10 protein-coding genes are annotated in these 16,704 nt (G+C 41.2%); all 10 read left to right on the top strand.

Annotation, left to right across the window (positions count from 1 at the left end):
- A partial coding sequence (locus QM928_RS08605) for an SIALI-17 repeat-containing surface protein (protein ID WP_414295136.1) occupies nucleotides 1-497 on the top strand: 497 nt, incomplete at its 5' end.
- 293 nt (nucleotides 498-790) lie between these two features.
- Complete coding sequence (locus tag QM928_RS08600) at nucleotides 791-1,489, top strand: N-acetylmannosamine-6-phosphate 2-epimerase (protein WP_311523627.1); 699 nt, start codon at nucleotides 791-793, stop codon at nucleotides 1,487-1,489.
- A gap of 117 nt (nucleotides 1,490-1,606) precedes the next feature.
- Nucleotides 1,607-2,929 (top strand): ABC transporter substrate-binding protein, encoded by a 1,323-nt coding sequence (locus tag QM928_RS08595; RefSeq protein ID WP_371608450.1) that lies wholly within the window; start codon nucleotides 1,607-1,609, stop codon nucleotides 2,927-2,929.
- 233 nt (nucleotides 2,930-3,162) lie between these two features.
- Nucleotides 3,163-4,029 carry a carbohydrate ABC transporter permease gene (locus QM928_RS08590; protein ID WP_414295137.1) on the top strand — a complete coding sequence of 289 codons (867 nt, stop codon included), beginning with the start codon at nucleotides 3,163-3,165 and terminating at the stop codon, nucleotides 4,027-4,029.
- A gap of 15 nt (nucleotides 4,030-4,044) precedes the next feature.
- Entirely contained in the window at nucleotides 4,045-4,884 is an 840-nt protein-coding gene (locus tag QM928_RS08585) for a carbohydrate ABC transporter permease (RefSeq protein WP_075229735.1), read from the top strand.
- Nucleotides 4,885-5,084: 200 nt separating this feature from the next.
- Entirely contained in the window at nucleotides 5,085-5,537 is a 453-nt protein-coding gene (locus QM928_RS08580; protein WP_049548140.1) for a YhcH/YjgK/YiaL family protein, read from the top strand.
- A 20-nt stretch (nucleotides 5,538-5,557) separates the two neighbouring features.
- Nucleotides 5,558-6,208, top strand: a complete 651-nt coding sequence (locus QM928_RS08575; RefSeq protein ID WP_414295135.1) for a DUF624 domain-containing protein — start codon at nucleotides 5,558-5,560, stop codon at nucleotides 6,206-6,208.
- Between the two features lie 164 nt (nucleotides 6,209-6,372).
- The gene (locus tag QM928_RS08570) at nucleotides 6,373-7,290 is read left to right on the top strand and encodes a dihydrodipicolinate synthase family protein (protein ID WP_016466210.1); all 918 of its coding nucleotides are present in this window, start codon (nucleotides 6,373-6,375) and stop codon (nucleotides 7,288-7,290) included.
- A 15-nt stretch (nucleotides 7,291-7,305) separates the two neighbouring features.
- Nucleotides 7,306-8,190, top strand: coding sequence for an ROK family protein (locus QM928_RS08565; protein ID WP_075228292.1), 885 nt, complete (start codon nucleotides 7,306-7,308; stop codon nucleotides 8,188-8,190).
- A gap of 322 nt (nucleotides 8,191-8,512) precedes the next feature.
- Nucleotides 8,513-16,600, top strand: a complete 8,088-nt coding sequence (locus QM928_RS08560; protein ID WP_414321995.1) for an SIALI-17 repeat-containing surface protein — start codon at nucleotides 8,513-8,515, stop codon at nucleotides 16,598-16,600.
- The last annotated feature ends 104 nt before the right edge of the window (nucleotides 16,601-16,704 follow it).

Below are 16,704 nucleotides of genomic sequence, written 5' to 3'. Positions count from 1 at the left end.
CAGAGTTCACCGGAGGAGTAAATGGCGAAGCCGCTATTCATGAAGTCCCAGAATTTAGCGGTAGTGTGAATGCAGTAGAATCAGCTAAGTTAGAAACCCCAGAATTTGTAGACGGAGTTAATGGTGCTGAAGGTGCTGTACATGAAGTCCCAGAGTTCACCGGAGGAGTAAATGGCGAAGCCGCTATTCATGAAGTCCCAGAATTTAGCGGTAGTGTGAATGCAGTAGAATCAGCTAAGTTAGAAACCCCAGAATTTGTAGACGGAGTTAATGGTGCAGAAGCAACTGTCCATGAAGTCCCTGAGTTCAAAGGTGAGCAAGATATTGTGGTTCAGGCCATGGCCCAAGGTAAGACCTATCAGGCACCAGCAGCGCCTGCAACACGTCAGCAAGCCCTTCCTGAAACTGGAAGTGAAGATGCTGCAACTCTTGCAAGTGTAGGACTTGTGGGGATGCTTCTTGGCATGTTCGCCATGGGTAAGAAAAAAGAATATTAGTGCAATAGATAAACTTAAAGGTTTTATAGAGAAATTTGCTCTTTAATAGAAAGGGTCGTAACCAGAAGGTGTTACGGCCTTTTTCTTTCGTTTCTACGAGTAAAAAGCGATGTTTTCAAGGCTTTGAGAGGTACTGGGAAGAATTTTAGACGTCTGAAACTACTTTCAGGATGAATTGTTGCATAAAATTGTTTTGAAACTTCAATCTATTCTAGTACAAAATATTGAAAGCGTTTTAATAATGAGCTATAATAGTCACATAAGTACAAAGGAAAAGAAAAGGAGGAAAGTGGATGCCACAAATTAGTAAAGAAGCTTTGATTGAACAGATTAAAGATGGAATCATTGTTTCTTGCCAGGCTCTTCCTCATGAACCGCTCTACACAGAAGCGGGAGGAGTAATCCCCTTGCTAGTCAAAGCAGCAGAGCAAGGTGGAGCGGTCGGTATTCGGGCAAACAGTGTCCGAGATATCAAGGAAATCAAGGAAGTTACAAAACTTCCAATTATCGGGATTATCAAGCGAGACTATCCACCACAAGAACCATTCATTACTGCTACAATGAAGGAAGTGGATGAATTAGCTGCGCTAGATATCGAAGTTATCGCTCTTGACTGTACTAAGCGTGAACGTTATGACGGCTTAGAGATTCAAGAATTTATTCGCCAAGTGAAGGAAAAATATCCAAATCAATTATTGATGGCGGATACAAGTACTTTCGAAGAAGGACTAGCAGCAGTAGAGGCAGGAATTGACTTTGTCGGAACAACGTTATCGGGGTATACATCTTACAGTCCAAAAGTGGATGGTCCTGATTTCGAATTGATCAAGAAACTCTGTGATGCCGGCGTGGATGTCATTGCAGAAGGGAAAATTCACACACCAGAACAAGCTAAGCAAATCCTAGGTTATGGGGTTCGAGGCATCGTTGTAGGTGGCGCTATTACTAGACCAAAAGAGATTACGGAACGCTTTGTTGCAGGTCTTAAATAACACAATATAAAAAACGAGGAGAGTGGTTGATTAGTAGGAAGAAATAAAAACGTATACAAAGTCGATATTGCTCTTTATCCAATTCGGATACGCTTAACATCATTTAGGAGAATACAAATGAAATTTAGAAAATTAGCTTGTACAGTACTTGCGGGTGCTGCGGTTCTATCACTTGCTGCTTGTGGCAAATCAGACGCTAACAAAGATGCAGCCAAATCAGGCGATGCAGCAACAACAGAAATCACTTGGTGGGCTTTCCCAGTCTTCACTCAAGAAAAATCTGGTGACGGTGTAGGAACTTATGAAAAATCTATCATCGAAGCATTCGAAAAAGCAAATCCAGATATCAAAGTTAAACTAGAAACAATCGACTTCAAGTCTGGACCAGAAAAAATCACGACAGCTATCGAAGCTGGAACAGCTCCAGATGTACTTTTCGATGCACCGGGTCGTATCATCAATTACGGTAAAAATGGTAAATTGGCTGAGTTGAATGACCTCTTTACAGATGAATTTGTGAAAGATGTTAACAACGAAAACATCGTACAAGCAAGTAAAGCTGGCGATAAAGCTTACATGTATCCAATCAGTTCTGCACCATTCTACATGGCTATGAACAAGAAAATGTTGGAAGACGCTGGTGTAGCTAACCTTGTTAAAGAAGGTTGGACAACAGACGACTTTGAAAAAGTTTTGAAAGCGCTCAAAGATAAAGGATATACTCCAGGTTCATTGTTCAGTTCTGGTCAAGGGGGAGACCAAGGAACACGTGCCTTCATCTCTAACCTTTACGGCGGTTCTGTAACTGATAAAGAAGTAACTAAATATACAACTGACGATCCTAAATTCGTTAAAGGTCTTGAAAAAGCAGCTAGCTGGATCAAAGACGGTTTGTTGAACAACGGTTCACAATTTGACGGTGGAGCAGACATCCAAAACTTTGCAAACGGTCAAACTTCATACACAATCCTTTGGGCACCAGCTCAAAACGGTATCCAAGCTAAACTTTTGGAAGCAAGTAAAGTTGAAGTGGTAGAAGTACCATTCCCATCTGACTCAGGCAAACCAGCTCTTGAATACCTTGTGAACGGATTTGCAGTATTTAATAACAAAGACGAAAAGAAAGTCGCAGCAGCTAAGAAATTCATCCAATTCATCGCTGATGATAAAGAGTGGGGTCCTAAAGACGTAGTTCGTACAGGAGCATTCCCAGTTCGTACTTCATTTGGAAAACTTTACGATGACAAACGTATGGAAACAATCAGTGGTTGGACTCAATACTACTCACCATATTACAACACAATCGACGGATTTGCTGAAATGAGAACACTTTGGTTCCCAATGTTGCAAGCTGTATCAAATGGTGACGAACAACCTGCTGCAGCATTGAAAGCATTCACTGAAAAAGCGAATGAAACAATCAAAAAAGCAGCTAAATAATAAGCCCTAAATAAAAACTGAGTTCCCCCCTTTTCCCTGAGCATATCTGTGTATGAAAAGGGGGACTTTTGTTTGAAATAGAAGCAACTGACAGGTCAAAATTAAAATGAAGTTTTTACATTGACGAATCTTAGAAAAATTTCATTTTGATTTTAGATCAGGGTCAGATAACAGTCAAAAAAACAAAACTATGTGAAAGTGAGGTGCCAACTGTGAAAATCAATAAAATTCGCATGCGGGAAACTATTATTTCCTACGCATTCCTAGCACCAGTATTAATCTTCTTTACCGTCTTCGTTTTAGCTCCAATGATCATGGGCTTCATCACAAGTTTCTTCAACTATTCGATGACTAGCTTTGAGTTTGTGGGCTTGGACAACTACGTTCGCATGTTTAAAGACCCTGTCTTTATGAAGTCTTTGATTAATACCGTTATTCTGGTTATTGGATCGGTTCCGATTGTTGTTCTATTCTCACTCTTTGTAGCATCTCAGACCTATCATCAAAATGCCATTGCCAGATCCTTCTACCGTTTCGTCTTCTTCCTTCCTGTTGTAACAGGTAGTGTTGCCGTAACAGTTGTTTGGAAATGGATTTATGACCCACTATCAGGGATTCTTAACTTTGTCCTTAAGTCAAGTCACATCATCAGCCAAAACATTTCTTGGTTGGGAGATAAAAACTGGGCTTTGATGGCGATTATGATTATCCTTTTGACTACATCTGTTGGTCAGCCGATTATCCTTTATATCGCTGCCATGGGGAATATCGACAATTCATTGGTGGAAGCAGCTCGAGTTGACGGTGCGACTGAATTGCAAGTTTTCTGGAAGATTAAATGGCCTAGCCTCCTTCCAACAACACTTTACATTGCAATCATTACAACAATTAACTCATTCCAGTGTTTCGCCTTGATTCAGTTGTTGACATCTGGTGGTCCAAACTACTCAACAAGTACACTTATGTACTACCTTTACGAAAAAGCTTTCCAATTGACAGAGTACGGCTATGCCAACACCATCGGTGTCTTCTTAGCAGTTATGATTGCTATCGTAAGCTTCGTTCAATTTAAAGTACTTGGAAACGACGTAGAATACTAAAGAAAGGAGACAGCTATGCAATCTACACAAAAGAAACCTTTAACAGCCTTTACTGTTATTTCAACAATCATTTTGCTCTTGTTGACTGTACTGTTTATCTTCCCATTCTACTGGATCTTGACAGGTGCATTCAAATCACAACCAGATACCATTATGATTCCACCACAATGGTTCCCTAAAGCTCCAACAATGGAGAACTTCCAACAATTGATGGTGCAAAACCCAGCCTTGCAATGGATGTGGAACTCAGTCTTCATTTCATTGGTAACAATGTTCTTGGTTTGTGCAACTTCATCCCTAGCAGGTTATGTATTGGCTAAGAAACGTTTCTATGGCCAACGCATCCTCTTTGCAATCTTTATCGCAGCCATGGCTCTTCCAAAACAAGTTGTCCTTGTTCCATTGGTACGTATCGTCAATTTCATGGGAATCCATGACACTCTTTGGGCAGTTATCTTGCCTTTGATTGGATGGCCATTTGGGGTCTTCCTTATGAAACAGTTCAGTGAAAACATTCCAACAGAATTGCTCGAATCTGCTAAGATTGACGGATGCGGTGAGATTCGTACTTTCTGGAGCGTAGCCTTCCCTATCGTGAAGCCTGGATTTGCAGCCCTTGCAATCTTTACCTTCATCAATACATGGAATGACTACTTCATGCAGTTGGTTATGTTGACTTCACGCAATAATTTGACCATCTCACTCGGGGTTGCAACTATGCAGGCCGAGATGGCAACTAACTATGGATTAATCATGGCAGGTGCTGCCCTTGCAGCTGTGCCAATCGTAACAGTCTTCCTGGTCTTCCAAAAATCCTTTACTCAAGGGATTACTATGGGAGCTGTCAAAGGATAGTCCTCTGCGAAAATTGAATATAGTAGAATCTGTTTATCAGTATGCAGAAGTATAGTTGATAGACTAAGAGAATACAGGATATATAAGTGTCTACAAAATGGAGAGGAGTTGCTTACTTCATGAAGTTTTGTTAGACACTTATAAACTTACTGGCTAGACATCGTATGTCTGAAGGTAACAATCAGGTAAAGGAAATTACTATGATTTTTGATGATTTAAAAAACATTAGCTTTTACAAGGGAATTCATCCTAATCTAGATAAGGCTATTGATTATCTCTATGAGCATCGTAAGGATAGCTTTGAATTAGGCAAATACGAGATTGATGGGGATAAAGTCTTTCTAGTTGTACAGGAAAATGTTCTCAACCAAGATGAAAATGATCGCTTTGAGCATCATAAAAACTATGCAGATTTGCATTTGTTAGTTGAAGGACATGAGTATTCTAGTTACGGTTCTCGTGTAAAAGACGAGGCTGTAGCCTTTGATGAAGCCAGTGATATTGGCTTTGTCCATTGTCACGAACACTACCCACTTTTGTTGGGTTATCACAATTTTGCAATCTTCTTCCCAGGTGAACCTCATCAACCTAATGGTTATGCAGGTATGGAAGATAAAGTTCGCAAATACTTATTTAAAATTTTAATCGATTAGTCAGTTAGGAGGAGCAAACAATGGCACAGAAAGGATCTGGATTGATAAAAGCAGCATTCGATACGGATAACTTTCTTATGCGATTTTGTGAGAAAGTGTTAGATATCGTGACGGTCAACCTACTTTTTGTTGTGTCTTGTTTGCCTATTGTGACAATCGGAGTAGCAAAAATTAGTCTCTATCAGACAATCTTCGAAGTTAAGAGTAGTCGTCGTGTTCCTGTTTTTAAAACGTATATGAGAGCCTTTAAGCAAAATTTGAAATTAGGCCTCCAGTTAGGTTTGTTGGAACTAGGAATTTTTCTAATTAGTGTAGTTGACTTGTCTCTATTCTGGGGGCAAACAGGCCTAGGCTTCCAGCTCATTAAAGCCATTTGCTTAGGAATTCTAATATTTTTAACTCTGGTTATGTTGGCTAGCTATCCAATTGCAGCACGCTATGACTTGACTTGGAAAGAAGTACTCCAAAAGGGCTTGCTCTTAGTTAGCTTTAACTTCGTGTGGTTCTTCTTGATGCTTGCGATTATTTTATTAATCATGATGCTTCTCTATCTATCAGGCTTTACGCTCGTACTTGGTGGTTCAGCATTTCTACTCTTTGGCTTTGGCCTTCTTGCCTTTTGCCAGGCTGGATTAATGGAAAAATTGTTTGCTAAATATCAAGCAGATTGAAAATGATATGAAACTACTTTCAAACATGAAAAGCTATGGGAGATGAATAGAAATTAAAATCTAAGTGGCTGAGATGTATTGAAAGCGCTTTTTACAAGGTGTATACTAAAATAGTAAAAAATCATCTGCTCAGAGCAGATAATAAGAAATCTTAGGAGAAATCTATGTCAGATTTAAAAAAATATGAAGGCGTCATTCCTGCCTTCTACGCATGTTATGATGATGCGGGCGAAGTAAGCCCAGAACGTACTCGTGCTTTGGTGCAATACTTTATTGATAAAGGTGTTCAAGGACTTTATGTCAACGGTTCTTCAGGTGAATGTATCTACCAAAGCGTAGAAGACCGCAAGTTGATTTTGGAAGAAGTCATGGCAGTTGCTAAAGGTAAATTGACAATTATTGCACACGTGGCTTGCAACAATACTAAAGACAGTATCGAACTTGCTCGTCATGCAGAGAGCTTGGGTGTAGATGCTATCGCAACAATCCCACCAATTTACTTCCGTTTGCCTGAATACTCAGTAGCAAAATACTGGAACGACATCAGTGCAGCAGCACCAAACACAGACTACGTTATCTATAACATTCCTCAATTGGCAGGTGTTGCTTTGACTCCAAGTCTTTACACAGAAATGTTGAAGAACCCACGTGTCATCGGTGTTAAAAATTCTTCAATGCCAGTTCAAGATATCCAAACTTTTGTTAGTCTTGGTGGTGATGATCATATCGTCTTTAACGGTCCAGATGAACAATTCCTAGGTGGACGTCTCATGGGTGCAAAAGCTGGTATCGGTGGTACTTATGGTGCTATGCCAGAACTCTTCTTGAAACTCAACCAATTGATTGCAGACAAAGACCTAGAAACAGCGCGTGAATTGCAATATGCAATCAATGCTATCATTGGTAAATTGACTGCTGCACATGGAAACATGTACGGCGTTATCAAGGAAGTCTTGAAAATCAATGAAGGACTTAATATCGGATCAGTTCGTTCTCCACTTACACCAGTGACCGAAGAAGATCGTCCAGTTGTAGAAGCAGCTGCTCAATTGATTCGTGAAACTAAGGAGCGTTTCCTCTAATCAATAGGAGGCTTTATGACTAATTACGTTGCAATTGATATTGGTGGAACTAATATCAAATATGGTTTGATTGACCAAGATGGACAACTTGTAGAGTCTCACGAAGTAGCAACTGAGGCTCATAAGGGCGGTCCACATATCTTACAGAAAACAAAAGATATTGTCGCTAGCTATCTAGAAAAAGGACCGGTGGCAGGTGTGGCTATTTCCTCAGCGGGAATGGTTGATCCTGATAAGGGTGAGATTTTCTATGCTGGTCCACAGATCCCGAACTATGCAGGGACTCAATTTAAGAAAGAAATTGAAGAAAGTTTCCAAGTTCCTTGTGAAATTGAAAATGATGTCAACTGTGCAGGGCTAGCAGAAGCTGTTTCTGGATCTGGAAAAGGTGCAGGAATAACGCTATGTTTGACCATCGGAACAGGTATCGGCGGTTGCTTAATCATTGACGGCCAGATTTTCCATGGATTTAGTAATTCTGCCTGTGAAGTTGGCTATATGCATATGCAAGATGGGGCTTTCCAAGATTTAGCTTCTACAACTGCCTTGGTTGAGTATGTAGCTAAGGCTCATGATGAAGAAGTAGCCCATTGGAATGGTCGCAGAATCTTCAAGGAAGCTACTGAAGGTAATAAACTCTGTATGGAGGGAATTGACCGTATGGTAGACTATCTTGGGAAAGGTCTTGCTAACATCTGTTATGTTGCCAATCCAGAGGTTGTTATACTAGGTGGTGGTATTATGGGGCAGGAAGCGATTTTGAAACCGAAAATTCGTACAGCTCTGAAAGATGCGCTTGTTCCAAGTTTAGCGGAAAAAACAAGATTAGAGTTTGCGCGTCATCAAAATACTGCGGGTATGCTTGGAGCTTACTATCACTTCAAAACAAAACAATCCTAAGTTGGCCTTGCCAATTTAGGATTTTTTAGTGGTAAATAGTGGCAAAAGTATTTAGTAAAAATCCAGTTAAAACTTTGGAAACCCTTGCATTTTTCAGGATAATATAGTATATTTATTATACTGCAGAAACTCTAGGTAAAATTTTTGCTAGTTTGAGCCTTATTTTATTTTCAAGAAATGTAAGCGATTTCCTCATAAGGGCTTGCCCAAAAATAAATAGCTTAGGAGCAGAATTTTAAGCTAGGAAATCAAACAAAAATTGTCGCCAGATAACACTGGGCTCGGGCAGTAGCTGACTGCTCTAGAAGATTAGGAGTATTTGATGAAACAATATTTTTTAGAAAAAGGTCGAATATTTAGTATTCGTAAACTGACTGTTGGTGTTGCTTCTGTAGCAGTCGGTCTTGCTTTTTTTGCATCTGGTAATGTTGCGGCTAGTGAACTTGTGACAGAACCAAAACTTGAAGTAGATAGTAAAGCAAAAGAAGTGGCAGATGTAGATCATAAAAAAGAAGAAGCAGTCAAAGAAGAAGTAACTGAAAAAACAGAACCTGCTGTCGAGAAGGTGGCAGAGGAAGGAAAGACTGCTGAAGTGGCTGGTGATTTACTCCCTGAAGAAATTTCTGATCGTGCTTATCCTGATACTCCAGTGAAAAAAGTCGATACTGCAGCTATTGTATCAGAAAAAGATAGCCCACAAGTAGAGACTAAGAGCATTTTGAAACCTGCAGAAGCAGCTCCATCTGAAGCTGGAAAAGAAAATAGAGCCATTATCAATGGCGGACAAGACCTTAAGCATATCAATTATGAAGGTCAACCAGCTACATCTGCTACTATGGTTTATTCAATCTTTAGCTCACCTTTGGCCAATGGCGGTAGTCAGCGATACCTTAACTCAGGTTCAGGTATCTTTGTTGCTCCAAATGTCATCTTGACAGTGGCCCACAACTTCTTGGTCAAGGATGCGGATACTAATGCTGGCTCTATCCGTGGTGGTGACACGGCTAAGTTCTATTACAATGTAGGTTCAAATACTGCTAAGAATAATTCTTTGCCAAGCTCAGGAAATACTGTTTTGTTCAAGGAAAAAGATATTCATTTCTGGAATAAAGAAAAATTCGGTGAAGGCTATAAGAATGACCTAGCCTTGGTTGTAGCTCCAGTTCCACTTTCAATTGCAAGTCCAAATAAGGCAGCTACCTTTACTCCTTTAGCAGAACATCGAGAATACAAAGCTGGAGAACCTGTTAGCACCATCGGTTACCCTACAGATTCAACTTCTCCAGAATTGAAGGAACCAATTGTTCCAGGTCAATTGTATAAGGCGGACGGTGTTGTTAAAGGTACTGAAAAGTATGATGATAAGGGAACAGTTGGTGTCACTTATCGTTTGACTTCTGTATCAGGTCTTTCAGGTGGTGGGATTATCAACGGTGATGGTAAGGTCATTGGGATCCACCAACGTGGTACTGTCGATAATGCGAACATTGCTGAAAAAGATCGCTTTGGAGGAGGGCTTGTCCTCTCACCAGAACAATTGGCATGGGTCAAAGAAATCATTGACAAATACGGTGTTAAAGGCTGGTATCAAGGCGATAACGGCAATCGTTATTACTTCACTCCAGAGGGAGAAATGCTTCGAAATAAGACAGCTGTTATCGGTGAAAACAAATATTCCTTCGATGAAAGTGGTGTAGCGACTCTTCTTGAAGGTGTTGATTATGGACGAGTTGTTGTCGAACACCTAGACCAAAATGATAATCCAGTCAAAGAAAACGATACTTTTGTTGAAAAGACAGAAGTTGGAACTCAGTTCGACTATAACTATAAAACAGAAATTGAAAAGACTGACTTCTTCAAGAAGAATAAAGAAAAATATGAGATTGTATCGATTGACGGCAAAACTGTCAATAAGCAACTAAAAGACGCTTGGGAAGATGATTATAGTGTTGTGAGCAAGGCTCCTGCAGGAACTCGCGTTATCAAGGTTGTTTATAAGGTCAATAAAGGTTCCTTTGACGTTCATTATCGTTTGAAAGGTACCGACCAAGAATTAGCAGCTGCGACTGTGGATAATAACGATGGTAAAGAATATGAAGTTTCCTTTGTTCATAGATTCCAAGCCAAAGAAATTGCAGGCTACCGTGCAGTCAATGCAAGCCAAGAAGCAACTATCCAACATAAAGGAGTGAACCAAGTTATTTTTGAATACGAAAAAATTGAAGATCCAAAACCAGTAACTCCTGCAACTCCAGTAGTGGATCCAAAAGACGAAGAAACAGAAATTGGAAACTATGGACCACTTCCAAGCAAGGCTCAATTGGACTACCATAAAGAAGAATTGGCTGCCTTCATCCACTATGGAATGAACACTTACACCAACTCTGAGTGGGGTAACGGTAGAGAAAATCCTCAAAACTTTAATCCAACAAACCTTGATACAGACCAGTGGATTAAGACTTTGAAGGATGCTGGATTCAAACGAACAATCATGGTTGTCAAACACCATGACGGTTTTGTGATTTATCCATCTAAATACACAGACCATACGGTAGCTGCAAGTCCATGGAAAGACGGTAAGGGAGACCTTCTCGAAGAAATCTCTAAATCAGCAACCAAGTATGACATGAATATGGGTGTTTACCTATCACCATGGGATGCCAACCATCCTAAATATCATGTTTCAACTGAAAAAGAGTATAACGAATACTATCTCAACCAACTTAAGGAAATCCTTGGAAATCCTAAATACGGTAACAATGGTAAATTCATCGAAGTCTGGATGGACGGTGCGCGTGGTAGTGGAGCTCAAAAAGTAACCTATACCTTTGACGAATGGTTCAAGTACATCAAGGAAGCTGAAGGAGACATCGCCATCTTCTCTGCACAACCGACAAGCGTCCGTTGGATCGGTAATGAACGTGGTATCGCCGGAGATCCAGTTTGGCATAAGGTCAAGAAAGCTAAGATCACTGACGATGTGAAGAATGAATATCTCAACCATGGAGACCCAGAAGGAGATATGTACTCTGTCGGTGAAGCAGACGTTTCTATCCGTTCAGGTTGGTTCTACCATGACAATCAACAACCAAAATCAATCAAAGATTTGATGGATATCTACTTCAAGTCTGTTGGTCGTGGAACGCCACTTCTACTCAATATTCCACCTAATAAAGAAGGTAAATTCGCAGATGCAGATGTGGCGCGCTTGAAAGAATTCCGAGCAACCTTGGATCAAATGTATGCGACTGACTTTGCTAAGGGTGCAACTGTAACTGCAAGCTCTACTCGTAAGAATCACTTGTATCAAGCAAGCCACCTAACAGATGGTAAGGATGATACTAGCTGGGCATTAGCAAATGATGCTAAGACAGGTGAATTTACTGTCGATCTTGGTCAAAAGAGACGCTTTGACGTGATTGAACTCAAAGAAGATATCGCTAAAGGTCAGCGTATCTCTGGCTTCAAGGTTGAAGTTGAACTCAATGGCCGTTGGGTACCATACGGTGAAGGCTCAACTGTTGGTTATCGTCGCCTAATCCAAGGTCAACCAGTAGAAGCACAAAAGATTCGTGTGACTATTACTGGTGCGCAAGCAACACCTATTTTGACAAACTTCTCTGTTTATAAGACACCAAGTAGTATCGAAAAAACAGATGGCTATCCTCTAGGCTTGGATTACCATTCAAATACAACAGCTGATAAAGCAAATACAACCTGGTATGACGAATCCGAAGGCGTTCGTGGAACATCCATGTGGACCAATCAAAAAGATGCTAGCGTAACCTACCGTTTCAATGGAACTAAGGCTTATGTCGTATCTACAGTGGATCCAAATCACGGTGAAATGTCAGTTTATGTGGATGGTCAAAAGGTTGCAGACGTACAAACTAATAATGCGGCTCGTAAACGTAGCCAGATGGTTTATGAAACAGATGACTTGGCTCCAGGTGAACACACCATCAAACTCGTCAACAAAACTGGCAAAGCTATTGCAACTGAAGGTATTTACACGCTCAATAATGCTGGTAAAGGTATGTTTGAGTTGAAAGAAACTACCTATGAAGTTCAAAAAGGCCAACCAGTTACTGTAACCATTAAACGTGTTGGTGGTAGCAAAGGAGCTGCAACAGTCCATGTCGTGACTGAACCAGGAACAGGGGTTCACGGTAAGGTTTATAAGGATACAACAGCTGATTTGACCTTCCAAGAAGGTGAAACAGAAAAGACTTTAACAATTCCAACGATTGACTTTACGGAACAAGCTGATTCAATCTTTGACTTTAAAGTGAAAATGACTAGCGCTTCAGACGATGCCTTGCTTGGATTTGCAACTGAAGCAACTGTTCGAGTAATGAAGGCTGAATTGCTTCAAAAAGATCAAGTAAGTCACGATGATCAGGTCAGTCAACTTGACTATAGCCCAGGTTGGCACCATGAAACCAATTCTTCTGGCAAATACCAAAACACTGAGTCTTGGGCATCATTTGGTCGTTTGACTGAAGAGCAAAAGAAAAATGCTAGCGTAACAGCCTACTTCTACGGTACAGGTCTTGAAATCAAAGGTTTTGTTGATCCTGGACATGGTATCTACAAGGTGACGTTAGATGGTAGAAGAGTCGAGTATCAAGATGGCCTAGGTAATGCGTCTGAATACAACGGTAAGAAGTACTTCAGTGGTACAGCTGCCACACGTCAAGGTGATCAGACTCTCGTTCGTTTAACAGGACTTGAAGAAGGATGGCATGCTGTAACCTTGCAATTGGATCCAAAACGTAATGATATTACGAGAAACATTGGTATCCAAGTTGACCAGTTCATCACTCGTGGTGAAGGTAGCGCTCTTTATACCAAAGAAGAGTTGCTTCAAGCTATGAAGAACTGGAAGGATGAATTGGATAAATTTGACCAAACAAGCTTGAAGAACACTCCAGAGGCGCGTCAAGCCTTCAAGTCAAACTTGGACAAATTATCAGAACAACTTTCAGCAAGTTCTGCAAATGCACAAGAAGTTCTGAAAACAGCAACAGTTCTGCAAACGATCCTTGATAAGGAAGAAAACTACGGTGTCGAAGAAACACCAGCCCAACCAGAAGAGCCTAACTATGATAAGGCTATGGCAAGTCTGACAGAGGCCATCCAAAACAAGAGCAAGGAACTAGGTGATGATAAGGAAGCTAAGAAGAAACTAGTTGAGTTGTCCGAGCAAGCAATCGCAGCGATTGAAGCAGCCAAGACTCAGGATGCAGTCGATAAGGCCTTACAAGCAGCTTTAACTTCTATCAACCAACTTCAAGCGACTCCGAAAGAGGAACCAAAACCAGAACCACCAGCCCAACCAGAAGAGCCTAACTATGATAAGGCTATGGCAAGTCTGACAGAGGCCATCCAAAACAAGAGCAAGGAACTAGGTGATGATAAGGAAGCTAAGAAGAAACTAGTTGAGTTATCAGAGCAAGCTCTTGCTGCTATTGAGGCAGCTAAGACTCAGGATGCGGTAGACAAAGTCTTGCAAGCAGCTCTAACTTCTATCAACCAACTTCAAGCGACTCCAAAAGAGGAACCAAAACCAGAACCACCAGCCCAACCAGAAGAACCTAACTATGATAAGGCTATGGCAAGTCTGGCAGAGGCCATCCAAAACAAGAGCAAGGAACTAGGCAACGATAAAGAAGCTAAGAAGAAATTAGTTGAGTTGTCCGAGCAAGCAATCGCAGCGATTGAAGCAGCTAAGACTCAGGATGCGGTAGACAAAGCCTTGCAAGCAGCTCTAACTTCTATCAACCAACTTCAAGCGACTCCAAAAGAGGAACCAAAACCAGAGCCACCAGCACAGCCGGAAGAGCCTAAGATTGACTATGATAAGGCTATGGCAAGCTTGGCAGAAGCTATTCAAAACAAGAGCAAGGAACTAGGTAGCGATAAAGAAGCTAAGAAGAAACTAGTTGAGTTGTCCGAGCAAGCAATCGCAGCGATTGAAGCAGCTAAGACTCAGGATGCGGTAGACAAAGCCTTGCAAGCAGCTCTAACTTCTATCAACCAACTTCAAGCGACTCCAAAAGAGGAACCAAAACCAGAAGAACCAAGCAAACCAGAAGAGCCAACCATCGACTACGACAAGGCTATGGCAAGTCTGGCAGAAGCGATTGAAAGAAAGACTAAAGAACTTGGTGACGATAAAGAAGCTAAGAAGAAATTAGTTGAGTTGGCCGAACAAGCTCTAGCTGCTATCGAAGAAGCTAAGACTCAAGATGCAGTAGATAAAGCTTTACAAGCTGCCCTAGCTTCTATTAACCAACTTCAAGCGACTCCAAAAGAGGATCCAAAACCAGAAGAACCAAGCAAATCAGAAGAGTCTAAAGTGGACCGCCATAAGGCGATTGCAGAATTGGCTGCAGCAGTCGAGAAAAAAGCTGCTGAACTTGTCGATGATGTAGCTGCACAGGAAAAACTGGTTGAACTTGGAGAGCAATCCCTTACTGCCATCAGAGACGCTAAGACACAGGATGCAGTCGATAAGGCCTTACAAGCAGCTCTAACTTCCATCAATCAACTTCAAGCGACTCCGAAAGAGGATCCAAAACCAGAAGAACCAAGCAAACCAGAAGAGTCTAAGATTGACTATGATAAGGCCATGGCAAGTTTGGCAGAGGCTATTCAAAACAAGAGCAAGGAACTAGGTAGCGATAAAGAAGCTAAGAAGAAACTAGTTGAGTTATCAGAACAAGCTCTTACAGCTATCCAAGAAGCTAAGACTCAGGATGCAGTAGATAAGGCTTTGGAAAATGCTCTAGCTGGTATTAATCAGCTTCAAGCGACTCCAAAAGAGGATCCAAAACCAGAAGAACCAAGCAAACCAGAAGAGTCTAAGATTGACTATGATAAGGCCATGGCAAGTTTGGCAGAGGCTATTCAAAACAAGACTAAGGAACTAGGCAATGATAAAGAAGCTAAGAAGAAACTAGTCGAGTTATCAGAACAAGCCATCGCAGCGATCGAAGCAGCCAAAACTCAGGATGCAGTAGACAAAGCCTTGCAAGCAGCTCTAACTTCTATCAACCAGCTTCAAGCGACTCCGAAAGAGGAAGTAAAACATTCAAATCTTCCGACTGAAGGAGATAATGTCTTAATTCAAACGCAACCAAGCCTTGAAGTAACGACAGAATCAATCGCCTTTAATACTGTTCGTCGCGAGAATGCTTTCCTAGCCAAAGGCAAGGAACAAGTTGTTTCAGAGGGCAAAGTAGGTCAAATAACGACTTATGTAGAAGTAGATGGAGACACACGTAAGACAGTTAAGGTTGAACGTGAAGAAGCTCAAGATCGTGTCATAGAAGTTGGTACTTTTGAAGGAACATCTGTGCCAGGTGAAGGTGTTAAAGAATTGAGCTTTAGTCAGCCAAGTCTTGAAGTTGTTGAAGAAGCTCTCAGCTTCAAGACAGTTAAGCAAGATGACCCAACTCTGTCAGAAGGTGAAACTCGAGTAGCTCAGGCCGGTCGTGAAGGCAAAGAACGTATCATCACCGAAGTAGCATTGGATGGAAGCCGTACTGAAAAACTTCGCGAAGTTGTTGAAGAACCACAAGATGAGATTGTACTAGTCGGAACTAAGAAATTTGAAACAGGTAAAACAGATCCAGCGATTCATGAAGTAGCAGAGTTCACAGGTGGTGTCAATGGAACAGAAGCAGCTAGTCATGAACTTCCAGAATTTACTGGTGGAGTAAATGGCTCTGAAGCAGTTATTCGTGGAGAAGATCCAGAGTTCACAGGTGGAGTAAATGGTTCAGAAGTGGCTAGTCATGAACTTCCAGAGTTTACTGGTGGTGTCAATGGAGCAGAAGCGGCTAGTCATGAACTTTCAGAGTTTACTGGTGGTGTCAATGGAGCAGAAGCGGCTAGTCATGAACTTTCAGAGTTTACTGGTGGTGTCAATGGAGCAGAAGCGGCTAGTCATGAACTTCCAGAGTTTACTGGTAATGTCAATGGAACAGAAGCGGCTAGTCATGAACTTCCAGAGTTTACTGATAATGTCAATGGAACAGAAGCAGCTAGTCATGAACTTCCAGAATTTACTGGTAATGTCAATGGAGCAGAAGCAGCTATCCATGATGTTCCAGAGTTTACTGGTAATGTCAATGGAACAGAAGCAGCTATCCATGATGTTCCAGAGTTCACAGGTGGTGTCAATGGAGCAGAGGCAACTGTCCATGAGCTCCCAGAATACAAGGATGAGCAGTCACATGTAGCTCAGGCTATGTCACAAGAAAAGACTTATCAAGCACCTGCAAATCGTCAAGACATTCTCCCTGAAACAGGAGCAAAAGAAACTGCTACCCTTGCAAGCTTGGGAGCTGTAGGAGCACTTCTTGGCTTAGCAGCAATGGGAAAGAAAAAAGAAGACGAATAGAATCTGTCAAACTCAAGAAACACTTTTGAGAAAGTATAGATTTCGTGGGAAGTTATTGCAGAATAGTAGCATTGTTTAAAGAAACTGCTGTAATAACTGTCCAA

The sequence above is a fragment of the Streptococcus infantis genome (genome assembly GCF_047460405.1).
In the GTDB taxonomy this organism is placed as follows: Bacteria; Bacillota; Bacilli; order Lactobacillales; family Streptococcaceae; genus Streptococcus; species Streptococcus infantis_Q.
This window is presented reverse-complemented; position numbering and strand designations above follow the sequence as displayed.